22 protein-coding genes and 1 riboswitch are annotated in these 21,751 nt (G+C 39.1%); of the genes, 12 read left to right on the top strand and 10 right to left on the bottom strand.

The genetic code is table 11. The annotated features are described in order from the left end of the window. Positions 1–64 precede the first annotated feature (64 nt). Positions 65–547 (bottom strand): QueT transporter family protein, encoded by a 483-nt coding sequence (locus OSO01_RS12720; protein ID WP_147210819.1) that lies wholly within the window; start codon positions 545–547, stop codon positions 65–67. Positions 548–555: 8 nt separating this feature from the next. After that, positions 556–600, bottom strand: a riboswitch (PreQ1 riboswitch). 392 nt (positions 601–992) lie between these two features. Between OSO01_RS12720 and OSO01_RS12725 the strand changes: the two genes are divergently transcribed. Both OSO01_RS12725 and OSO01_RS12730 read left to right on the top strand, forming a co-directional pair. Further along, a complete protein-coding gene (locus OSO01_RS12725; protein WP_147210820.1) occupies positions 993–1,850 on the top strand; it encodes a VOC family protein in 858 nt (285 codons plus the stop codon). An 88-nt stretch (positions 1,851–1,938) separates the two neighbouring features. Beyond that, positions 1,939–2,889, top strand: a complete 951-nt coding sequence (locus tag OSO01_RS12730; protein WP_147210821.1) for a calcium/sodium antiporter — start codon at positions 1,939–1,941, stop codon at positions 2,887–2,889. Between the two features lie 28 nt (positions 2,890–2,917). On the opposite strand, the gene OSO01_RS12735 is transcribed toward OSO01_RS12730, so the two are convergent. The 6 genes from OSO01_RS12735 to OSO01_RS12760 form a co-directional block, all read right to left on the bottom strand. Next, a complete protein-coding gene (locus OSO01_RS12735; protein WP_147210822.1) occupies positions 2,918–3,517 on the bottom strand; it encodes an alpha/beta hydrolase in 600 nt (199 codons plus the stop codon). A gap of 23 nt (positions 3,518–3,540) precedes the next feature. Further along, positions 3,541–3,975: a MarR family winged helix-turn-helix transcriptional regulator gene (locus tag OSO01_RS12740; RefSeq protein ID WP_147210823.1), complete on the bottom strand. Its 435-nt coding sequence runs from the start codon at positions 3,973–3,975 to the stop codon at positions 3,541–3,543. Between the two features lie 410 nt (positions 3,976–4,385). Further along, a complete protein-coding gene (locus OSO01_RS12745) occupies positions 4,386–5,153 on the bottom strand; it encodes an ABC transporter permease (protein WP_147210824.1) in 768 nt (255 codons plus the stop codon). Then, positions 5,150–5,893 (bottom strand): ABC transporter ATP-binding protein, encoded by a 744-nt coding sequence (locus OSO01_RS12750; protein ID WP_147210825.1) that lies wholly within the window; start codon positions 5,891–5,893, stop codon positions 5,150–5,152. The genes OSO01_RS12745 and OSO01_RS12750 overlap by 4 nt, the downstream gene beginning before the upstream one ends. 141 nt (positions 5,894–6,034) lie before the next feature. Then, positions 6,035–7,624, bottom strand: coding sequence for a Vga family ABC-F type ribosomal protection protein (locus OSO01_RS12755; RefSeq protein ID WP_147210826.1), 1,590 nt, complete (start codon positions 7,622–7,624; stop codon positions 6,035–6,037). A 416-nt stretch (positions 7,625–8,040) separates the two neighbouring features. Then, a complete protein-coding gene (locus tag OSO01_RS12760) occupies positions 8,041–8,886 on the bottom strand; it encodes an ABC transporter ATP-binding protein (RefSeq protein WP_147210827.1) in 846 nt (281 codons plus the stop codon). A gap of 326 nt (positions 8,887–9,212) precedes the next feature. On the opposite strand from OSO01_RS12760, the gene OSO01_RS12765 reads away from it, so the two are divergent. After that, entirely contained in the window at positions 9,213–9,662 is a 450-nt protein-coding gene (locus tag OSO01_RS12765; protein WP_147210828.1) for a hypothetical protein, read from the top strand. Positions 9,663–9,753: 91 nt separating this feature from the next. Here the strand turns inward: OSO01_RS12765 and OSO01_RS12770 are convergent, their stop codons facing one another. After that, a complete protein-coding gene (locus OSO01_RS12770) occupies positions 9,754–10,716 on the bottom strand; it encodes an iron-hydroxamate ABC transporter substrate-binding protein (protein ID WP_147210829.1) in 963 nt (320 codons plus the stop codon). A gap of 169 nt (positions 10,717–10,885) precedes the next feature. On the opposite strand from OSO01_RS12770, the gene OSO01_RS12775 reads away from it, so the two are divergent. The 3 genes from OSO01_RS12775 to OSO01_RS12785 are packed head-to-tail and all read left to right on the top strand — an operon-like array spanning position 10,886 to position 13,956. After that, positions 10,886–11,902, top strand: coding sequence for a FecCD family ABC transporter permease (locus tag OSO01_RS12775; protein ID WP_147210830.1), 1,017 nt, complete (start codon positions 10,886–10,888; stop codon positions 11,900–11,902). Beyond that, a complete protein-coding gene (locus tag OSO01_RS12780; RefSeq protein ID WP_147210831.1) occupies positions 11,899–12,921 on the top strand; it encodes a FecCD family ABC transporter permease in 1,023 nt (340 codons plus the stop codon). Before OSO01_RS12775 ends, OSO01_RS12780 begins: the two co-directional genes overlap by 4 nt. 24 nt (positions 12,922–12,945) lie before the next feature. Next, the gene (locus OSO01_RS12785) at positions 12,946–13,956 is read left to right on the top strand and encodes an NAD(P)/FAD-dependent oxidoreductase (protein ID WP_147210832.1); all 1,011 of its coding nucleotides are present in this window, start codon (positions 12,946–12,948) and stop codon (positions 13,954–13,956) included. Between the two features lie 73 nt (positions 13,957–14,029). Here OSO01_RS12785 and OSO01_RS12790 read toward each other — a convergent pair whose 3' ends face one another. Further along, the gene (locus OSO01_RS12790; RefSeq protein ID WP_147210833.1) at positions 14,030–14,476 is read right to left on the bottom strand and encodes a YaiI/YqxD family protein; all 447 of its coding nucleotides are present in this window, start codon (positions 14,474–14,476) and stop codon (positions 14,030–14,032) included. A 138-nt stretch (positions 14,477–14,614) separates the two neighbouring features. Between OSO01_RS12790 and OSO01_RS12795 the strand changes: the two genes are divergently transcribed. From OSO01_RS12795 to argF, 5 genes are all read left to right on the top strand, one after another. Beyond that, positions 14,615–15,124, top strand: a complete 510-nt coding sequence (locus OSO01_RS12795; RefSeq protein WP_147210834.1) for a GNAT family N-acetyltransferase — start codon at positions 14,615–14,617, stop codon at positions 15,122–15,124. Positions 15,125–15,138: 14 nt separating this feature from the next. Beyond that, positions 15,139–15,411, top strand: a complete 273-nt coding sequence (locus OSO01_RS12800; RefSeq protein WP_147210835.1) for a DUF3219 family protein — start codon at positions 15,139–15,141, stop codon at positions 15,409–15,411. A gap of 31 nt (positions 15,412–15,442) precedes the next feature. After that, positions 15,443–16,015 (top strand): GNAT family N-acetyltransferase, encoded by a 573-nt coding sequence (locus tag OSO01_RS12805; protein WP_147210836.1) that lies wholly within the window; start codon positions 15,443–15,445, stop codon positions 16,013–16,015. Between the two features lie 16 nt (positions 16,016–16,031). Further along, positions 16,032–17,216 (top strand): class I SAM-dependent rRNA methyltransferase, encoded by a 1,185-nt coding sequence (locus tag OSO01_RS12810; RefSeq protein ID WP_186813665.1) that lies wholly within the window; start codon positions 16,032–16,034, stop codon positions 17,214–17,216. 392 nt (positions 17,217–17,608) lie between these two features. Further along, positions 17,609–18,568, top strand: coding sequence for an ornithine carbamoyltransferase (gene argF / locus OSO01_RS12815; RefSeq protein WP_147210838.1), 960 nt, complete (start codon positions 17,609–17,611; stop codon positions 18,566–18,568). A gap of 66 nt (positions 18,569–18,634) precedes the next feature. Here argF and OSO01_RS12820 read toward each other — a convergent pair whose 3' ends face one another. Then, positions 18,635–19,762, bottom strand: a complete 1,128-nt coding sequence (locus tag OSO01_RS12820) for an amidohydrolase (RefSeq protein ID WP_147210839.1) — start codon at positions 19,760–19,762, stop codon at positions 18,635–18,637. A gap of 172 nt (positions 19,763–19,934) precedes the next feature. Here OSO01_RS12820 and OSO01_RS12825 point away from each other — a divergent pair, with 172 nt between their 5' ends. Further along, the gene (locus tag OSO01_RS12825; protein ID WP_147210840.1) at positions 19,935–21,725 is read left to right on the top strand and encodes an alpha/beta hydrolase family protein; all 1,791 of its coding nucleotides are present in this window, start codon (positions 19,935–19,937) and stop codon (positions 21,723–21,725) included. Positions 21,726–21,751: the final 26 nt, after the last annotated feature.

A 21,751-nucleotide genomic window follows, 5' to 3' on the forward strand; every position in this document is an offset into this window, starting at 1 on the left:
AAAGGGTTATCTGGATTTCAATTATTAAAAAGACGATGGATGATCCACCGTCTTATTCTCGATTCTATATTATTTTATCAAAATGTATCCGTTTATATAAAGTATAGAAAATCGGGATACCAATCAGCAATACAATTAATTCACTGGCTCCTGTTGTAAGCCATGTAAGCAGGAATGGTAAGTTTAAAGCAATCTTTAGCATAAAAGCGATAATAAACATATTAAAGCTGAAAATCAATGTATTCAGGAATAACAGTGTGAGTGTATTTTTAATATATTTCTTTAAGAAAATAATAATTCCTAACGATATAGCAGTATGTGCTGTCCCGAATAAGAGATCGAGCCCGCCTGCCATTGAAAATAAATTAGATGCAAATACACCAATTGTAATTCCGAAAAAGTAACGTTTATCAAAGATAATTAAATGGTTAAACATCTCTGATATTCGAAATTGAATCGCTCCGAATGCAACGGGAGAGACCAGCAAGGATAGAGCAACATATAGCGCTGCGATAATCCCGTTAACCACAAGTGTTTTTATATTCATATTTTGTTTTCCTCCTAGTTTTTTAGCGTGGGATGGTTACGAACCACGTCATGCAACGCTTATCATATCAGTATTTGAATTGGAAAACAATCGTTTTATACTATTTATAGTGTAAATAGTAGTCGTGTTTATTGTTTTTCTCGTCATTGGTCAAATCTCCACAATATGAATTGCTATTGCAGCAATTTCATCCAATTTTCATTTCAATAGAAGGATGATTTAACAACATGCAAGCAGGATAATGAAGAACATGTTCATAATGGAATAGGAAGGTATAGACGCTTATTCTCAGGTGCGAAAGTTGAGTTATTAATTTAAACAGAAGTTAAATAATCTGAACGAGAAAACATTTTTGACCGCTGGACTTCACTCATTTATAATTAGTTACATAAAGTAAGTTTGTTATTTTTAGTGAAATATAAAACCGGAAAGGTGACTATTATAAATGGAAAAGAAATTTTTTGACGAACAGACAATATACGTATCAGATATAACTATACAGGTAACAGATTTGCAACGGTCTATTCAATTTTATCAAGATTTTTTGGGCTTTAGAATAATGCGGAAAACAGATAATAAAGCAGTACTTTCGGCAGACAGCAAGAAGGCTTTAATTACTCTGGAGCAGCCTGAAGGAGTTGTGTCAAAACAAAGAAGAACAACAGGGCTCTATCATTTTGCTATTCTTCTGCCGGAACGAAAAGACCTGGCAGTATTTTTAAAATATCTTTTGCAGGAGGGGAGAAGATATACGCTGCAATTAGGTGCTTCTGATCACTTAGTCAGTGAAGCACTCTATTTCTCAGATCCGGATGGAAATGGGATTGAAGTAGCGAGAGACCGATTATCTGAAAGCTGGAGCTGGTCAGAAGAATCTGTGCAAATGAGCACAGAACCGCTTGATGCAGATGGACTTCTCGAACTAGCAACAGAGGAGTGGAATGGCATGCCTGAAGAAACCCTTATTGGACATATTCATTTACATGTGAATGATTTGTCAAAAGCAAAGGAGTTCTATGTAGAAGGATTAGGCTTTCAAGAAGTAACCGTTTATCCTGGAGCTTCCTTTTTATCTGATAGCGGTTATCATCATCATATTGCAATAAATACGTGGAATGGAGAAGGGGCGCCGGTACCAGATCAAAATGAAGTCGGATTGAAGTTTTTTACAATAGTATATCCTGTTAAAGAAGAGGCAGACAAAGCAATGAAAAGACTGAAAGCTTTAGGCTATTCAGTTGATGAAGGAATGGTAAAGGACCCTGCAGGAAATCAAATTTTTATATTGGGTTCAGCAAAGTAAGAAATATCTACATGAAAATAGTGGATAGGAAAATACAATTACGGTAGAATAAAAAACACAAATGCAGGGAGAGATGGGGAGTAGACTCATGGAATATGTCTTATTAATTATCGGATTTTCATTGTTAGTGAAAGGAGCAGACTGGTTTGTGGATGGTTCCTCCAATATTGCACAGCTTTTGCGTGTTCCGCCGATTTTAATTGGATTAACGATTGTAGCCTTAGGGACAAGTGCGCCAGAAGCAACGGTGAGTATTATTGCGGCTGTCCAGGGAACAGCCGATGTAGCAGTAGGAAACGTAGTTGGAAGCAATATCTTTAATATTACACTGGTTGTTGGATTGGCAGCAGCTATTTACCCGCTTCAGGTTCAAAATGAAATGATTGTCAAACAGATTCCTTTTGCATTATTGGCGGCAGTAGCTTTGTTTGCACTAGGGAGTGATGTACTGCTTCAGGGATCGACAGAAAATATCCTCAGCAGAAGTGATGGAATCATTTTCTTTCTGTTTCTAGCGATTTTTATGTATTACATTATTGAGGTCGGTTTGAAAAGCAGAAAAGAAACCAAAGCCATTAAAGATTCAAATGTAAAGTGGGGAAAGAGTACCTTTATTACTCTGCTCGGATTGGCAGCAATTATTCTTGGGGGGCAATTTGTTGTGTCCAATGCTACGGAAATTGCTTTGTCATGGGGAATGAGTGAAGCTTTAGTTGGTTTGACTATTGTTGCAATAGGAACCTCATTACCTGAATTAGTTACCTCTATCTCAGCAGCACTAAAAAATGAAAGTGAAATTGCCTTAGGAAATGTTGTTGGCAGCGGGATTTTTAATATCTTATTTGTTCTTGGCGCAGCATCTCTGATTTCTCCTTTAGCCATCAATCCTGTGATCTTCACAGATATCTGGATAATGGTAGTATTGACGATACTTTTGTTAATTTTTTCGCGGACAAGCTTCCGAATTGGGAGAAGAGAAGGAATTATATTAGCCCTCATCTATGTATTGTATACAATCTATATTATTATAAGAAATTAAAAAGAAGGAGAACAAACTCTCCTTCTTTTTAATTCGCGTACCAGCTTGCTGCTGCTTTAACTTCATTCATTGTCAGTTGATGCCCGTTACTCTCCCAGTGAAGATCGACATCAGCCCCGCCGTTTGTCAACAATTGCTGTAATTCCTCTGCTTCTTCCGGAGGACACATCGGATCGTTATCACCAGCGGCAATAAATACTTTTGTTCCAGTTAAATCCGGAAGGTCAATCCCTTTTCTGGGAACCATCGGATGATGCAGGATTGCTTTTTGTAAGGAATCTTTATAATGGAATAAAAGACTCCCGGCAATATTAGCACCGTTCGAATAACCGATTGCCGTAATCTGTTTCCGGTCAAAACCAAGTTTTTGGCTGGCTTCATTTAAAAATTCATGTAATTCCTCTGTGCGTTTAATTAAATCTTCTTCATCAAAAACGCCTTCCTCCAGCCGGCGGAAAAAACGGGGCATGCCATTTTCTAATACATTCCCGCGGACACTTAGGACATTTGCATTCGGATCAATGATGCCTGCTAAAGGTAATAAATCACTTTCTATACCGCCGGTTCCATGGAGGAGAAGCAGTGTAGGACCATTGGGACCTGCTTTTTCTTCATAAATGTATTTCATTGATTTTCATCCTTTCTTGTCTGTTACTCTTTATTACTTGCTTTATGTCCAACCTTCTTTAAGACCTCGATAACGGTCTCTTTATCGCTCTCCGAAATTCCTTCGAATAGTTCTTCAATTACCAGCTGATGTTTTGGAAAAATATCATCCATGGTTTGCTTTCCTCTATCTGTGATTTCTAAATAGACTGCTCTTCTGTCGTCGGGACAATTTGTCCGGATGAGAAGCTCCTTTTTTTCAAGCTTATCAATCACGTATGTTATCGAGCCTGTGCTGATTAATACTGATTCAGAAATTTCACGGATAGTTTGTCTGCCTTTATGGTATAGTGCTTCTAAAATAGCAAAGTCTGATGCACGCATACCATGTTTTTTTATATCCTGTTTGGTAACTTCTTCTAAAGCTTTGGATGCTTTCATGGTAATCACAAAGGTTTTTAGTGATAAATTCTCAGACATTTTTTTGCCTCCTTTTATAAATTAATAATATAAGTGTATATATTTTTAATTAAGATATATTTAATTAAATAATAATGAATTATAACTTATTTGTCAAATTGGCGGGAAGCAGTCAATGCTTGTAATAACTAAATCCAATGAATCGTTTCAATTGTTTTTATTAATTTCTCAGCATTTACTCTATGAAATAAATTGTCCTTATAGGCGATAGAAAGTTTGTAGCTCCAATCATCAGACCTTCGTGAAAGTAATTATGTAGTAGACAAAGGAGTGCTGTATGCGATTGTTTTTTTCGGATGTGGATTCAAAAAAGAATTCATTTTGATTATCCTTTTCAAAATGAATTCTTTTAAATTAGCCTAGAAGCAGGATTAGCTTGAAAGCCTGCAAAAATAGAGCTTCCTGTAAACCTATTCTTCTTCATTTATCTTAATCTTGAGCATTTGCATCCGTTCATTAAAAAGTGTTGGATAGGATAAAAAGCCGAGCATAATACTGGTTACGGCTGCTGTTGTCAGTAACAGAAAGAGAATTAACAGCTGGAACTGAACGGCCTGAATTGGGTCTGCTCCAGCAATAATCTGTCCGCTCATCATTCCTGGCAATTGAACAAGACCGATTGTTTTTTGGCTTTCAATTGTCGGAATCAAGCTGGCTTTAATAGAATGAATTAGCGGCAGGTGGATGGCCTGTTTCGGGGTGCCGCCTAAAGAAAGCAGAAGCTCCGTTTCTTTTTTCTGCGTCTGAATCTCTGCTGTGAATCGATTGAGAAAAAGAATGGAGAGCACCATCGAATTACCGACAACCATTCCGCTGATTGGAATAATATACTGTGCGGTTGGCGGTGTGATTTGAAATCCTAATAAAATACTTTGCGTCAGTATCTCAATAAATATAAATGTAAGAATCAGCTTCCAAATAATTCCTTTAATAGAAGCTCCTTTTTTCTGTGCATTATGCGTTGCTGCTCCAATCATTAGAGCAACCATCAGGATAATAAAAAGATAACTGCCTGATTCAAATACAAAAGTCAGGACATAGCCGACAGCTATGAGTTGAATAATGGAACGAATAGTCGCGATAAATGTATCTTTTCCTAATCCAAGATTTAATGTTTTGGAAAGGATTAAGGGAATAAGTACAAAAATAAGCGATAAGCTCAAGTTTAGAAAGCTCATTGCCATCCTCCCTTCATAAATTTCTGTACACGGGGATTAGATGGATTTTTCAATAAATCTGTACTTCCTGATTCAATAAGCTCTCCATTCATCATGACCCATGTATAATCTCCAATATGCAAGGCCTGTTCTAAATTATGCGTAATCCAGGCAATGGTCACTGCAAATTCTTGATTGATATGCTGGATCAAATGCTCAATGTCTGATGTAGATACACGGTCAAGGGATGAGGTAATTTCGTCAAGAAGTAATACCTTCGGACGATTGACAAGTGTACGTGCAATTGATATCTTTTGGAGCTGACCTCCGGATAAATCTGATACATCCCGGTTGAGAAAGGAAGCATCCATTCCTACTTGTGTTAATAAGTGCTCTGCCTCTTCCTTTTCTAATCCCTGATTTTGCAATGTTTTAGGCATAGCCAGATTTTTATAAACAGAGCCGCGCAGCATAGTAGCATCCTGAAGTGCGATGCCAACTGTACGCCGTAATGTGGTCGGTTCTATGGTTTGAATATTTTCACCAAAAAGAAAAAGCTCTCCTTTAGTTGGAGAAATCAGCCCGTTCATCAACCGGAAAATAGTAGTTTTTCCGGCGCCGGAAGGTCCGACAAATGTGGTGATTTTTCCTTCAGGAAGAACCCCTGAAATATCTTTAATAATATCTAGGTTATCATCCGAATAGCTGATATGATTTAATTCTATCGCTGTTTTATCGGTTAAATCGTTTGCTAGCTGCATGTTTGGGTTCCTTTCTGCAATGACGATAATTAGCAGCAGGAGGGAATACCTCCTGCTGAATCAAGCTTTATTCTATCAGAGAGGACTCCCAACCTCAAGGAATGCGCTAGGTTAAGTGCAATGAACAGGCGGGAGTATTCATCATTTCTTTTGCTGGTTTAAAAGCATACGCTTTTGCTGGAGAAGCTTTTGAAATTCCTGGTCTAATTCATTAGAAGGCTCCAGACTGAGCTTGCTTAATATTTCTGTGATCTTCGTTTCAATAATCATTAGCTGCTGTTCCGTTGGGTCTTCTTGCGATTCTTTTTGTGCCGGTTCTTCATGGAGCTGTCGAAAGCTCCCGTCAAAAAAAGTAAGCGCCTGATGATTAATTTCAATAACCTTTGTTGCAATATTTTCGATAAATTGCCGATCATGCGATACAAACAAAACAGTACCCTCATAAGCCTGAAGTAGACCTTCCAATGCTTCTACCGCTTCGATATCCAGGTAGTTTGTCGGTTCATCCAGAATAAGCATATTGATATCACTGACAAAAAGCTTAGCAAATGCTACCTTGACCTGCTCTCCGCCGCTGAGAACGTGAACAGGCTTAAATACATCGTCCCGGTAGAAATGCAGTCTGGCTAAAACTGTCCGAATCAGTGTTTCATCCTGCTTGGAGGTTTCTTTGACATTTTCTAGAATTGACTTTTCTGAGTTCAGCGTTGATAAGTCTTGTTTAAAATAACCAATTTTAACAGATGGATTCAGGGTAATACCGGCATCTCCCTGCATTATTTTTTTAACAAGGGTTGTTTTTCCCGCTCCATTTGGGCCGATAATGCCTACCTTATCTCCTCCTTTTATATTTAAACTGGCTTTTTTCCATAATTGCTTTCCGGGAACAGCTCCTTCTAAATCCTCTATCCGTAAAATAATTTTCTGCTGCAATCTTGCTTGATTGGAAAGAGTCATTTTCAGTGGAGCAGCTTCTCTGACCTTTTCCACTTTTTCGAGATTATCTAATCTTGTTTCCAAAGCCTTTGATGTTTTTTGCAGCTTTTTCTGCTTTTTTGCAAAATAGGGTTTAGCCCCTTTTAAAGATTCTTCGGTAGAACCAATCTTACTTTTAGGTGTTTTTGTTGCCCGTTGTGCTTTTTGTTCTTTTTTCTCAATCGCGCGTTCAAGCTGTTGTCTTTTCTGCTGGTAATGTTCATAAGCCAGGCGCTGCTTTTCTATTTCTTTTTCTTTTTGCCGGCGGTAAGCTGTATAATTGCCGGAATAAATTTGAAGACTTTTTTCATCAATTTCCCAAATTACATTACATAGTTTATCTAAAAAGTTACGGTCATGAGAGACAATAATAAGCGCTCCCTGCCAATGAGACAGCTGTTTCTCAAGCCATTCAATATGAGCCGTATCCAGATTTGTTGTCGGTTCGTCTGCAAGGAGAAGGCCAGTCTGCTTTTTCAAAGCCTCAACGATATAAGCCTGTGTCACTTCACCGCCGCTTTTTTGATCACGTTTCTCTTTTAATTGTGGCAATAACTCTACAGAAGTATACATTAGAATTGTACCTTGTTCAGGCTGAATTTTGCCGGCAAGCAGATTGAGCAGGGTTGTTTTTCCTGAGCCGTTTTTACCGACTAAACCAATCCGGTCCTTGGAATGAACGGCTAAGTTTTCTATAGAGAACAATTCCCGGTCTTTAATACTTTGTTTAATATGATGTGCTTCTAAAATAGTCATAAAATCATCTCCGTATCTGTTAAGAGTTACAAAGGGGAGAAGGCAGTTAAATGCCAAAAACCCCTACTCTGCATTCAGATCAGAACAGGGGTCGCCAAAAAAAGGAAATGGGCATATTTCTCGCTCATTCCATATGGGTACCACAAAGGATAAAGGCTAATCCTGTTCTGAAATCATTCCATAAAAGCACGAAAAATAACACAGCAGGATGAGGCCGATAGTTCTGCTGTTAACCATACTTTTATTTGAATTCATTCTTTAAAAAAACAGGATTAGTACTTCATGTTCCCTTTGTTCACCCTTTCGATATTTGTTGATTACAGTATAGCGGAAAAAGAGGTATTTGTCACCAAAAGAAAAAAACGGACAAGCCCCTATTCTGATAAAAGAATATGAAATCATTGTCCGTGTAAATATTATAAAGCTTCAGGTGTTGTCTGGAGTATGGAATTTTCCTGCACAGCATCTTTGATTAAACAATTTCCCCGTCCGTGAGGAATGCACATTGGAGTCCCGAATATCGGATCACATGCGATATTACACCGCATCCGGAATACTGCAGATACAAGGTCAGCTGAAATCGTGTCCTCCGGTTTTCCCTGCGCATATACTTTTTTATCTTTAATTGCAATAATATGATGCGCGTAACGGCTTGCTAGATTCAAGTCATGCAATACCATCACAATCGTCCGGCCGTCTTTTTCATTTAATTCAAAAAGAAGGTCAAGTACATCGATTTGGTGCGTTAAATCAAGATAAGTAGTCGGCTCATCTAATAAGATGATGTCTGTATCCTGTGCTAACGTTAAAGCGATCCATGCCCGCTGACGCTGCCCGCCTGACAGGGAATCGACAGACTGGTCTTTCAAATCTGACATATTTGTATCCTCTAACGCTTTTTGTACAGCTTCTTCATCCTCTTTCGACCATTGCTTCATAACTTTGCGGTAAGGGTGTCTGCCCTGCTTAACAAGCTCATATACTGTTAATCCTTCCGGGCTGGTTGGCGCCTGTGGGAGAATAGCCATGTTTTGTGCTACTTCCCGGGTCCGCATTTTAGCAATATTTTGTCCGTTTAATATAACAGATCCCTGCTTTGGCTTTAATAAACGTGCCAAAGAACGTAGTAAAGTTGATTTTCCACAGCCATTTGGGCCGATAAAAACAGTGATTTCCCCTTTAGGGATGGAAATGTCCAATTCATCTATAATAATCCGGTCTCCGAACCCAAGTGTTAAGTTACTCGCTGTTAATGAGTTCAATGAAAACGCCTCCTGACCTAAAAAGGTGCGTATTAGCTTCTAATTTCATTTTATTGCTTGGGAGACTAATAGTCAATGATAATAATTTTCAATTAGGTGACAAATAATATTTAATTTTTCTTAGGAACTACTATTTTTGCGTCAGGGTATTACAAACTGTGGGAGTGTAAGTAGTATATTTGCAGTATACATTTTTTTACAGAGCTTAGAATTATTTGGTTTATGGCAGATATGGTGAAATTCAAAATAATGTTGTTATTAGTTCAGTATCATAATATATTTAATAGTAAGATTATTACATTTATTTAAGGGAGGAGGATTACCTTATGAAAAAAGGCTTGATTATTTTTATAGCATTTTTATCTGTATTCTTCATTTCAGCCTGCAGTAATGACAGCAACAGTTTATCCGGGAAGACATTTAAAGTTGCTAATACGCCGGTATTTCAAGAGGATATTGATAAACTTGATAAATATCCGGTTGTTGTAACATTAGAGTTTTTAGATGATAATGCAGTAAGGACGATCGACACAGAAGGAACTTATCAGTTAAATGATGATGAACTTGTAATTAATTTTGAAAATGAAAATGAAAATCTGGAAATTACTTTTAGTGAATTTAAAGAAAGTGAGAAGGATTTTAGTACGTATTCTACGATAATCAGCAATCGGGAATTACAAGTGGAAGATCATAGCAAGCTGAGCCGACTAGAAGTATTAGCTAATAAATTATCTGAAGATATGCCGATTGAATTTATCGAAAAACAGGAGAGATAAGTTAATTTTATTGAGCTGAATCTAAAAAAGAACAAAAGCTGAAAAAAGAGGGGATCAGCTTTTGTTCTTTTGGGACACACTTTTTAAGAAATTACTTAAATAAATCAACAAACATATCAATTGTCTGTTCAGAAGCGACTAAACCACTGTTTGTCCAGTTACTTTCATCTTCAATGTAGTAAACCTGATCATTTTTGACAACATCAGTATTGTTCCATACATTACTGTTTTTCAACGCTTCGATTCCTTCATCGTCTTCGTAGCCTAAAATAATCAGATGATCAGCATCAATCTCAGAAAGCTTTTCTAAAGAAATCGGGTTCCAGGCTTCTTCACCTTGTCCAAGCTCCTTGACAAGCTCAGGAACTTCTACACCCAGTTCATTGTAAATCATGTTTGCAGAGTGACGATTTTCCTCAAATAAGAAGTATTTTCCGCCGACAACCCACATCATTGCTACAGATTCATCACCTAATGTATCATTCAGCTCTTCTTCCGCTGTTGCCACTTTTTCATCATAATCTGCTAAAGCCTGTTCAGCTTCTTCTTCTTTTCCAAGGATTTCTCCAATTTTCTGTAAACGTACTTTCCAGTCACTTACTTCTTCCTCGGATAATACATATGTTGGAGCAATCGCAGCATAGTCTTCATAAGAACCTTCATAGTTATCTAAAGTATGATCTAAAATAATAAGATCCGGCTCTATGCTAAGTACTTGCTCTAAAGGTAATGTCCATTCAATTGTTTCTACATCTGCTAAATCTTCTTCCAGATAGTCCTGAACACTTTCGCCAATTGCCCATTTTGCAACTGGTTTTTCACCTAGTGCAATTAATGTATCTTCATTGTAAGAGGCAAGAATTTTTTCCGGATTTGCAGGAACAGTAACTTCTCCCATTTCCGAATCGACGGTGATTTCGGATGCTTCCTCTGGATCGTCAGATGTATTTGAATCATCAGACTTATTGTCATTACTATTGCCGCAAGCAGCAAGAAGTAATAGAGTGGTAAATATCAGCATAAATAAATAATTTTTTTGCATAAATTTGTTCATCTCTTTTTCTCCTTTTATGTTATAATGAACGTCTAACGATAATGATAATCAGTTTCAATTAGAAAGTCAATAAGTTATTTAAAAGCATGTTTTTATTGAATTTTAATTCTAAAAAACCAAATCATATTACAACCATATTTTATGATGAAATTATAGGAGTATACAAGAAATGAGATTGTTTTCACGTTCTTCTCAGTTGACGAAGGTATTAATTAATATCATAGGGATTTACCTTGTTATTTTTTCAATTGGTGTGTCTATCTCTTATGGCGCAACAACGATTGATTTACATACTGTCTGGCAGGCTGTGTTCAAATTCAGTCAAGGAGAGCAGGCCCATCAGGTTATTTGGGAGCTGCGTATTCCGCGTGCCTTGGCAGCTGTGCTGGTAGGCGCGTTTTTAGCTATGTCTGGAGCTGTAATGCAGGGAATGACACGTAATCCGCTCGCATCTCCGTCTATTATGGGAGTAACAGATGGGGCTGCGTTTATGCTTGTGATTATCCTGGCCTTTTACCCGGCGGTTTCCAGTGTTGGCTTAATGTTTGCTTCTTTTCTTGGGGCGGGTATAGCTGTAACTCTGGTGTTTTTAGTGGGATCCTTTTCAAGCAGTGGATTGACACCTGTTAAGCTGGCACTGGCCGGGGTCGCAATAGGGACCTTACTGCGGTCAGTTTCCTCCATTCTTTCACTGCATTTTCAGTTGGAGAAGGATATCGGATTTTGGCTTGCCGGCGGATTAGATGGAGCAGGATGGAATGCGGTAATAATCCTTCTTATTGCTGGAGCAGCCGGGGTGATTTTAGCATTGTCGATTGCGAAGTCCATCACTGTTTTGAGCTTGGGAGACGATTTATCTACGGGATTGGGACAGAATAATACACTTATTAAGATTACCGGTATTGTAGTTGTATTAATATTAACCGGTGCAGCAGTTTCTGTTGCAGGTTCTGTCGGTTTTGTCGGTTTGATTATTCCACATATTACGCGTTTTATTATTGGAACAGATTACCGCTGGATTATTCCTACCTCAGCAGTGTTAGGTGCTTTATTACTTGTGAATGCGGACCTTATTGCACGAATGATTAACGCCCCGTTCGAAACACCGGTAGGAGCAATAACCTCCATTATCGGTGTGCCATTCTTCCTCTATTTGGCCAGAGGCAGCGGGGGTGACAAAAAATGAATATATTAGAAAAACAAAAACGGCTCCGGTTTTGGACGATTATCAGTATATTAGTTATCGGGATTATTGTTTTTTCCTTTCTTAGTTTAAATCTGGGGGCGATTTCCATCTCGCCGAAAGAAGTGGTTCAAACACTGATGGGACAGGGATCAGACAGACAGGAGCTTGTGTTATTTAAATTCCGGATGCCGGGAATTATTTTGGCATTATTAATTGGAGCAGGCTTGGCAGTTTCAGGAACGATTATGCAGGGTATCACACAAAACGGACTTGCTGACCCGGGAATATTAGGAATTAATTCAGGAGCAGGCTTTGCGATTGTTTTATTTCTTTATTTCTTTCAAGGAGTCATCCCGGCAACCAGCGCACTAAGTACCTACATGCTTCCGTTTATTGCTTTAATTGGGGCCTTTACGGCAGCAATTTTAATTTACGCCATTGCCTGGAAAAAAGGGGTATCACCGATTCGTCTTGTTTTAGTGGGGATCGGAGTAAATGCGGCGTTTGGTGCCCTGCTGACAATTTTACAGCTGCGCATGGATCCACAAAATTATCGTCAGGTAACGATTTGGCTGTCTGGAGAGATTTGGAGTGCGAACTGGAATTTTGTATTTGCTTTATTGCCATGGATGCTGATACTTATTCCAATTGCAATAAATAAAGCGAGAAACTTAAATGTCTTTCACTTAGGAGAGGATGTTGCGTCTGGTCTTGGTACACATGTTGAAAGAGAGCGGGGAATCCTGCTTCTAATTGCTGTAGCATTAGCGGGAGCATCAGTTGCAGCTGGCGGAGCGATTGCCTTTTTAGGACTTGTTGTTCCGCATATTGTCCGCAAGCTGGTCGGACCGCTGCATCATTATGTGATTCCGATTTCTGCCTTGCTGGGAGCATTTATTTTAATGGCAGCTGATATGATTGGAAGTAATATTTTAGCGCCGACAACGATACCTGTTGGTATTGTTGTATCGATTGTCAGTACACCTTATTTTGTTTATCTGCTGATGAAAACAAACTAAAAAAGGGAAGGGACTCAGGTAATTATGAACGAAGAAATATATGACGTAACGATAATTGGCGGTGGACCTGCAGGGTTATTTGCTGCCTTCTATAGTGGGATGCGTGAAATGAAGACAAAAATTATTGAATATCTCCCCTATCTCGGCGGGAAGGTACCTTATTTTTACCCGGAAAAAGTAATTCGTGACATTGGTGGTATTGCCCATGCTACCGGAGAAGAAGTAACCGAGCAGCTGGTGGAGCAGGCTATGACCTTCGAGCCGGCGGTTATTCTGGGAGAACAGGTTGTTGATATGCATCGCATGGATGATGGGAACTTTGAACTTGTAAGCAGCAACGGAAATATCCATTATTCTAAAACAATTATGCTGGCAACTGGATTTGGAACATTGCATTCTGTGAAATTAGATCATCCAGAAGCGATTTATTACGAAGAGAAAAGCTTGCATTATACGGTACGGAAGCTGGCGGATTATCATGATAAGCATGTGCTTATTTCCGGCGGCGGCAACAGCGCTGTTGATTGGGCGCTGGAGCTTGAGAACATTGCAAAAAGTGTAACGCTTATCCATCGCCGTAATGAGTTCAAAGGATTGGAAAGCAGCGTGACGAAGCTGAAAAATTCACGTGTAAATGTAATGACGCCGTATGAATTAAAGGGATTGCATGGAACAGAGGGGCAGATTGAAAAGGTAATATTGGGACATTTAGAGGATGAAACGGATGAGAAAGAGATTCAGATTGACCGGCTAGTAGTCAATCATGGCTTTCAAATTAATCTGGAGCCGATTACTACATGGGGATTGGAAATGAAAGACGGTATGATTGCCGTAGATTCCAGTATGCAGACTTCTGTGGAGGGCGTATTTGCAATTGGTGATATTGCGTATTATCCGGATAAGCTTGGATTAATTGCCGGAGCTTTTAATGAAGGACCAATCGCAGTTAACCACGCGAAAAAAATCGCTGATCCAGGAGATCCTGTAAAGCATTTATTCTCCACAAATTTTGCGGCCTTTGAGGAAGATGAATAAAATAATCTTAAAAAGCACTCTAACGTTTTCAACCTGATAAAGAAAGGCTATAGAAAACAGTAAGAGTGCTTTTTTAATTTTTACCTGATAAATAGTTGCGGAAAAGCTCCGAAAACTTTTGCCGATCTTCTTCCGTTAATGCTTTAGGACCCTTTGAATGCTTTCCACTTCGCCGCTCCTTGGCGCTCAGGTAGCGGGATTGCAGAAGCTGGTCAATATTACCATTGGTATAGGCAAATCCTTTGTGATGAAGTACATAACAGCCCTTTGCAAGTGCGAGAGAAGCAAGTCCATAATCCTGAGTGACCACAATATCCTCTTTTTTGGCGAGCTTCATAATCCGGTAATCTGCCGCGTCCGCACCTGTGTCCACATAAATCGTTTCCACCCAATCAGGATATTCCTTTAAAGAAAAATGTGAGATACTGGTTACCAGAACTACAGGAACAGATTTCTTCCCTGCTTCCTCTATAATAATGTCTTTGACCGGACAGGCATCGGCATCTACATAAACTTTCATCGGTTCACTTCCTTTCCTTCACAGGTTTTCTCTATATTGTAGCAAATAATTAAGGAACTTGTCTTATTCACTAGAATTTCATATGAAAAACATGTAAGATATTAATCATTATCTATCGTGAAAAAGGAGCTTTAATGCATGGAAATTGTCATTGATCAGATGAAAGCGGAAGATTGGAAGCAGGTTTTGGAAATATATCATTATGGAATGGAAACTCGTAATGCGACTTTTGAAATGGATGAGCCTGATTGGAAATCATGGGAAGACTGGAATCAGGATCATTTACAAGCATGCCGGCTGGTTGTCCGCGAGGGAGAACGTATCCTTGGTTGGGCATCATTATTACCTATATCTGCCAGAGAGGCATATCAGGGAGTTGCAGAGGTAAGCATTTACCTGCATAAAGACAGTGTAGGGAAAGGCATTGGCACAAAGCTTATGCAGGCATTGATTGAGGCAAGTGAAGCAGCTGGGATATGGATGCTGCAATCGGAAATCTTCCCTGAAAACACAGGCAGTCTGAAGCTGCATGAAAAGATGGGCTTCCGCAAGGTCGGATACCGTGAGAAAATTGGACAGATGGAAGACGGCAGATGGCGGGATGTTGTGCTTGTGGAACGCCGCAGCCCACACGTAGGACTAGATTAAGGAGGAGATTATACATGGAAATCAAGATAAACGGACAAATATTTGAAGGAAAACAGGTTGAGCTGGATGAAATAGCTGGTAAGAAACAGATTGCATTTTCATTTGATGTAACCAGTGAAACCTATCATGACGTAACGACATTGCTGTATAAAAATGATTTTCAGGTTAACATTCCTGAAAAATCTTTGTCCTTCCCGGCAGTTATCCAAGAATATTCAACTTCAACGACAAATTTATATGAAAAAGGCAATACAAGTGAATTTTATCTGAAGGTGCGCGAAAAATAAATTCTTAGGTATAGAGAGGGAGTACGATACAATGGAGCCTATACTGTTAACATTTCCAGATCAATTTGAAACCGAAAGGCTGGTCATCCGGGCGCCGAAGCCGGAAGATTGGCAGCCGCTTTATAAGGCGATGCAGGACTCTATCAATGAGTTAAAGCCCTGGCTCCCATTTGCACGGCAGGAGCAGACGGAATCAGATGTAAAAAAGACAACAAAAGAGGCTTATTTGAACTTTTTAGCACGTGAGGATTTACGATTTCATGCTTTTGATAAAGAGAGCGGAGAATTTATTATTTCCAGCGGATTACATCGTATTAATTGGGAAGTACGAAAATTTGAAATTGGTTATTGGATTGATACAAAGCATAGTGGAAAAGGCTATGTTACAGAATTGGTAAAAGGACTGACTGCCTTTGCATTCCGGGAGTTGGATGCAAATCGTGTGGAAATCCGGTGTGATACGAAAAACGGGAAAAGTAAAGCAGTTGCTGAAAGAGCCGGGTATGAGCTGGAAGGGATTTTAAGAAATGATGATAGAGAAGACAATGGGGAACTCAGAGATACCTGTGTTTTTGCAGTGATTGAAGATCCTGAAACAAATTAGGAATAAGGGTGAAATGATGAAGCGAGTAACGGTAAAGCAATCCTATGTAAAAAATATCAAACAGCAAAACCCATTAATTTTGGAAGAAGCTATTGATGAGCCCCATAAGCTTAGCGAAGGAGAGATCATTGCACTGCATACATCCCAGGGCGAATTTTTAGGACAGGCATATGCAGGCCGCCAAAATAAAGGTATGGGCTGGGTATTAACTTTTAAACAGGAAGAAACCATTGATCAAAGTTTCTTTAAACGGAAGCTGCTCAGTGCTATGAATAAACGACGTTCTTATTATCAAGCCGAAGAAACAACAGCCTTTCGCATGTTCAATGGAGAAGGTGATGGTATTGGCGGATTAATTATTGACTATTTCGATGGCTATTACGTTATTCAGTGGTACAGTGAAGGAATCTATGCGTTTAAAGACTGGATTATACAAGTTTTTGACGAGCTGGATGACTATCAGGGGATTTACGAGAAGAAACGTTTTGATACAAAAGGACAGTATGTAGAAGATGATGATTTTGTAAAAGGAACAAGGGGCGAATTTCCACTGATGGTGAAAGAAAATGGAATGAACTATGCTGTTTACCTGAATGATGGGGCAATGGTCGGCATTTTCTTAGATCAGCGTGACGTCCGAAAAGCATTGCGTGACAGATATGCCAAGGGTAAGCATGTGTTGAATACCTTTTCCTATACCGGGGCTTTCTCTGTGGCAGCTGCATTAGGCGGTGCTGTGAAAACCACCAGTGTTGATTTAGCAAAAAGAAGTAAAAGTAAGACGGTTGAGCAGTTTAGTGTAAATGGCATTGATTTTGAGCAGCAGGATATTATTGTGATGGATGTATTTGATTATTTTAAATATGCCAAACGGAAGAATCTGCAATATGATGTTGTTGTTCTTGATCCGCCAAGCTTTGCGCGCTCTAAGAAAAGAACATTTCGGACAGCGAAGGATTACCCGGAGCTGATAGAGAATTCTATTGATCTGCTGGAAAAAAACGGAGTGATTATTGCTTCCACCAACACAGCCTCCTTCGGGATGAAGAAGTTCAAAGATATGATTCATCGAGGATTTCAGGCGAAACAAAAGAAATATACGATTTTGGAAGAGTTCTCATTGCCAGGTGATTTTGCAGTAGATAAGCATTTTAAGCAGGGGAATTATTTGAAGGTAGCAGTTATTCAAGTAAAAGGATAAGTTTTACTGAGGCATTTTTACAACACTACGAGGCTTGTTGTAAAAATGCTTTTTTTGTTGTCTAGGAAATTATAGAATTATTGCCTTGTGGATAACTATTTATAGAAAAGCAGCCGTATCCAGCTCCGAGCGCCAAACTTTAGAGATTTCACGTCGTGCCCTACAATAAGTCAACATCGGTTCGTTACCTCACCGTGTTTCCTTTATCTCAGTTGCGCCGCTACAATCTCTACGTTTTTAAGCAGGCGCTCTGCGCTTTTGTTCTTGTGGAAGAATGTATACGCTCACCAACAAATTCAATAAAAAGATAATAAAAATCTAAAAACCTATTGAATAAATATTCTTTTTATTGCATAATAATGCATAACAACATTTTGAAGAGGTGTACGTGAATGACAGCAAATCAAATCCAATTTCAGCAACAGGAGTTAAAAGGCAGAGACTTTCTAACACTTGCCGATTATACAAAAGATGAAATTGATTATTTAATCGAATTGGCAGACTATCAAAAGAAACAGCGTAAAGATGGTGTTATTTTTGAACCATTGAAGGGCAAAACACTAGGCATGATTTTTGAAAAAGCTTCGACAAGAACCCGTGTCTCCTTTGAAACAGGTATTTATCAGCTTGGCGGATTGGGAATTTTCTTAAGCTCCAAGGATATTCAAATCGGCAGAGGAGAGACAATCGCAGATACAGCACAGGTGCTGTCCGGCTATTTGGATGGAATCATGATTCGCACCTATAATCATTCTGATGTGGAGGAACTGGCAAAGTATGCAAGTATTCCTGTAATCAATGGACTGACTGATCTGTATCATCCTTGTCAGGTATTAGCAGATTTGCAGACAATCAAAGAGGTTAAAGGTGTGCTGCAGGGGCAAAAGATTGTTTATATTGGTGACGGAAATAATATGGCGCATTCTTTAATGATTGGCGCTGCAAAAATGGGTATGCATATTGTTACAGTAACACCGGATAATTATAAGCCAGAGGAGCAGGTTACGGAAAGAGCGAAACAATTCGCCGGAGAGCACGGTGCAACCATTGAATGGAGTAACGACCCGGCTGCAGCTGTTAAAGATGCTGATGTTATTTATACAGATGTATGGGCTAGCATGGGACAAGAGGCAGAACAGACACAGCGCGTGCAGGAATTTCAGCAGTATCAGGTAAATGAAGAGCTGCTTGCTGAAGCTAAACTAGATGTAACATTTATGCATTGTCTTCCAGCACATCGTGGGGAAGAGGTTTCAGCAGGAGTTATTGATGGGAAACACTCTGTTGTCTTTCAGCAATCTGAAAATCGTCTGCATGCTCAAAAGGCTTTGATGACAGCGTTAATGGGGTAAATAGGAGAAAAGAAAGAAGCAGAGAGTCGCAACATAAATTCTCCTGCTTCTTTTTGCTGTTTTGATTTAGTCTGTTATTTCTTCACCATTGATAAATACATGGCTCAAGCTAGATTGCGGATGAAACGGATTTCCTTCCCAAAGTAGAAAATCAGCGTCTTTTCCGATTTCAAGCGTTCCTACACGATCCTCGACCCCAAGGTGTTTGGCTGAGTTAGATGTAACTGCTTTTAAAGCCTGCTGTTCAGTCAGTCCATTTTTGATAGCGTGGATTGCACTGGTCAGCAGATATTCGATTCCGACAACAGGATGATCTGTTGTAATAGAGCAGGATATACCGGCATCCATTAATGTTTTAATTGTACTCCAGCTTTTATCCTTCAGCTCTACTTTAGAGCGGGAAGACATTGTTGGACCAACGGAAACCATAACATCATGCTTTGCAATATAATCAGCGATAAAATGGCCTTCTGTACAGTGTTCAATCGTTATATCAATATCAAATTCTCTTTTTAAGCGGAGTACAGTGATAATATCATCTGCACGGTGAGCGTGAACACGTAAAGGTATTTCTTTATTTATCACTTTTGCTAATTGCTCTAAACCAAGATCGCATTTCGGATTCTCATTTTCCGCGTATGCTTTTGCTTCCAGCAGTTTTTTCCTTAATACTGCTGCAACTCCCATCCGGGTAGTCGGCATTTTTCCTTTCGAACCGTGAAATCTCTTAGGGTTTTCACCAGTTGCAGCCTTCATTCCTGATGTCTGACGAATTATCATCTCATCAACAATATGACCGGTTGTTTTTAAAACAGACATTTCTCCGCCAATCACATTGGCACTTCCCGGCATTACCTGAACAGTTGTAATTCCAGATTTTCTGGCTGTTTTCAGACCTTCTTCACGAGGGTTGATACCGTCTATTGCTCTTACTTCAGGTGTAACGGGGTCAGAGGTTTCATTAAAATCAGCGCCCTCCTGCCCGACTCCTTCCTCAGATACTCCCAAATGCGTGTGCACATCAATAAACCCCGGAGTAACAATGTAATTTTTCCCGTCAATTTTACGGTAAGCATCTGACGCATCTAATTCCTCAGAGATTTTTTCAATTTTTCCATCGCGGATAAAAAGGTTAGTATTCTCGAGTATTTCTTCCTTGCCATTCCAAATTGTTGCTCCTGTAATTACAAACATATGTACTCTCCTTTGACAAAATAATATTGATTTCTACAAATCTTTAATCTATAATCAACTTATTATAAGTCTATTAATTAAATTCAGATAATAGCCAAATTTAAGTAGACTTGTAATAGTTTTACTTTATCGTATAGTAAAATGATTAAATATTCAACATTGGAGGGATTACATGCAAGAGAAAGACGAGACAGCTCTGCTGGAATATTTGACTGCTAAGGGAGCATACAATCCCCAAAAAATTGGCGGGTCGGATGAATTTACTTTCCTGGCTAACCTTACAGGCAGACCTCAGGCCTGGACGCTGAATAAACAAAATGAAGTAGAAGCTTTTACAACGATGTCCGATCGTGTCCTGGAGGTATATCATTCTCCATCGGGGAAGAAATCTATTATCGCTTCTGATTTTGAGGGGAATGAGAAACAGCAGTTTTATATAACAAGGGATAGAGGACAAACGGTAGAAGATTTAGTGATTTCCAAAGATCATTTCCATGAATTTGGCGGATGGTCGCCTGATGAAAAGAAGATCGCCTTTGCAAGTAATCGCAGACATCCGGGTTATTTTGATATTTTTGTTTGTGATGTGGAAACAGGAGAAGAACAAACTGTATATGAAACGGATACGAATTGTACGGCGCTATGCTGGACGAAAAATGGAAATGGTCTCATTATCAGTGTGAAAGTCTCAAATATTGATAACCAATTACATATTTTAGACATAGAGTCAGGAGAGACAACACTAATTGGTAATGCAGACATACCTGCACGATATCATTCTGTCCAGATTAAAAAGGATGGAACTGCAGGATATTTAGTTACAGACGAAGGTAGAAATACATTAGCCATAGCTTCTTTTTCACTTAATTCACCGCAGCAGATTGATTATCTTTTTAAGGATGATCAATGGGATATTGAAGAAATAAAACTTTCCCCGGATGAAACAAAGCTTGCTTACTCTTTGAACAAAGGAGGAAGTTCCCGATTAGCCGCTTATTATCTGGAAGATAACTCCGTGAAAATAATAGAGAGTATTCCATCAGGTGTTTATCAATCTCTCGGCTGGCTAAATGAGGATGCATTATTGACAGGCGTAACGAGTGCTGTCATTCCGGGTGACATATGGAAGGTCGAAATTACTGCAGATCAATCAACCCGGTTAACACATGTGACACCGGATTCAGAGATTGCCAAGCAATGGGTGGAACCAGAGCTCCATCAATTTACATCCTTTGACGGATTGGAAGTTCCTTATTTTCTATATGGCAAGAAGCATGCAAATCAGCCGGTGATGATTCATGTTCATGGCGGACCGGAAAGTCAAATAAGGAATGAATACAATCCGGTTATTCAATTTCTGGCTGCACAAGGCTATGCAGTTGCTACTCCAAATGTACGCGGCAGTATGGGATACGGTAGAGAATATGTACAATTAGATGATGTCCGTAAGCGTATGGATTCTGTTGCTGATTTGAATTACCTTGTTAAAGACCTGATAGAAAATCATCAGGCAGATAAAGACCATGTAGGGATTATGGGAAGAAGCTATGGAGGATTTATGGTGCTGGCAGCAATTACACACTATCCAAAGCTTTGGGCTGCCGCTGTTGATATTGTAGGTATCAGCCATTTCCGTACATTTTTGGAAAATACGGGTCCTTGGAGGAGAAGGCTGCGAGAACAAGAGTATGGTTCATTGGAAAATGATGTGGACTTCTTTGAAGAAATTGCACCATTAAATCATACAGATAAGATAGAAGTGCCGCTTCTTATTTTCCATGGAAGAAACGATACGCGTGTACCAGTATCTGAAGCAGAACAGCTGACAAGTGACTTAGAAAAACAAAATAAGGATGTTGAACTGATTATATTTGATGATGAAGGACATCAGACAGAAAAATTGGAAAATCACATTCTGATGAATACAAAAATTGTTGAGTTTATGAATCAGTATTTAAAATAATACATCGGGAAATTTTGTTAAAATGC

Source organism: Oceanobacillus sojae (assembly GCF_007991515.1).
Classification (GTDB): Bacteria; Bacillota; Bacilli; order Bacillales; family Amphibacillaceae; genus Oceanobacillus; species Oceanobacillus sojae.

What these genes read in the sequence shown, in the direction of transcription:
- OSO01_RS12785 (WP_147210832.1), top strand. Translation starts at nt 12,946, where the DNA reads ATGAACGAAGAAATATATGACGTAACGATAATTGGCGGTGGACCTGCA.
- OSO01_RS12770 (WP_147210829.1), bottom strand. Translation starts at nt 10,716, where the DNA reads ATGAACAAATTTATGCAAAAAAATTATTTATTTATGCTGATATTTACC.
- OSO01_RS12745 (WP_147210824.1), bottom strand. Translation starts at nt 5,153, where the DNA reads ATGAGCTTTCTAAACTTGAGCTTATCGCTTATTTTTGTACTTATTCCC.
- OSO01_RS12795 (WP_147210834.1), top strand. Translation starts at nt 14,615, where the DNA reads ATGGAAATTGTCATTGATCAGATGAAAGCGGAAGATTGGAAGCAGGTT.
- OSO01_RS12810 (WP_186813665.1), top strand. Translation starts at nt 16,032, where the DNA reads ATGAAGCGAGTAACGGTAAAGCAATCCTATGTAAAAAATATCAAACAG.
- OSO01_RS12825 (WP_147210840.1), top strand. Translation starts at nt 19,935, where the DNA reads ATGCAAGAGAAAGACGAGACAGCTCTGCTGGAATATTTGACTGCTAAG.
- OSO01_RS12790 (WP_147210833.1), bottom strand. Translation starts at nt 14,476, where the DNA reads ATGAAAGTTTATGTAGATGCCGATGCCTGTCCGGTCAAAGACATTATT.
- OSO01_RS12800 (WP_147210835.1), top strand. Translation starts at nt 15,139, where the DNA reads ATGGAAATCAAGATAAACGGACAAATATTTGAAGGAAAACAGGTTGAG.
- OSO01_RS12725 (WP_147210820.1), top strand. Translation starts at nt 993, where the DNA reads ATGGAAAAGAAATTTTTTGACGAACAGACAATATACGTATCAGATATA.
- OSO01_RS12730 (WP_147210821.1), top strand. Translation starts at nt 1,939, where the DNA reads ATGGAATATGTCTTATTAATTATCGGATTTTCATTGTTAGTGAAAGGA.
- OSO01_RS12720 (WP_147210819.1), bottom strand. Translation starts at nt 547, where the DNA reads ATGAATATAAAAACACTTGTGGTTAACGGGATTATCGCAGCGCTATAT.
- OSO01_RS12765 (WP_147210828.1), top strand. Translation starts at nt 9,213, where the DNA reads ATGAAAAAAGGCTTGATTATTTTTATAGCATTTTTATCTGTATTCTTC.
- OSO01_RS12735 (WP_147210822.1), bottom strand. Translation starts at nt 3,517, where the DNA reads ATGAAATACATTTATGAAGAAAAAGCAGGTCCCAATGGTCCTACACTG.
- OSO01_RS12775 (WP_147210830.1), top strand. Translation starts at nt 10,886, where the DNA reads ATGAGATTGTTTTCACGTTCTTCTCAGTTGACGAAGGTATTAATTAAT.
- argF (WP_147210838.1), top strand. Translation starts at nt 17,609, where the DNA reads ATGACAGCAAATCAAATCCAATTTCAGCAACAGGAGTTAAAAGGCAGA.
- OSO01_RS12750 (WP_147210825.1), bottom strand. Translation starts at nt 5,893, where the DNA reads ATGCAGCTAGCAAACGATTTAACCGATAAAACAGCGATAGAATTAAAT.
- OSO01_RS12740 (WP_147210823.1), bottom strand. Translation starts at nt 3,975, where the DNA reads ATGTCTGAGAATTTATCACTAAAAACCTTTGTGATTACCATGAAAGCA.
- OSO01_RS12820 (WP_147210839.1), bottom strand. Translation starts at nt 19,762, where the DNA reads ATGTTTGTAATTACAGGAGCAACAATTTGGAATGGCAAGGAAGAAATA.
- OSO01_RS12780 (WP_147210831.1), top strand. Translation starts at nt 11,899, where the DNA reads ATGAATATATTAGAAAAACAAAAACGGCTCCGGTTTTGGACGATTATC.
- OSO01_RS12755 (WP_147210826.1), bottom strand. Translation starts at nt 7,624, where the DNA reads ATGACTATTTTAGAAGCACATCATATTAAACAAAGTATTAAAGACCGG.
- OSO01_RS12805 (WP_147210836.1), top strand. Translation starts at nt 15,443, where the DNA reads ATGGAGCCTATACTGTTAACATTTCCAGATCAATTTGAAACCGAAAGG.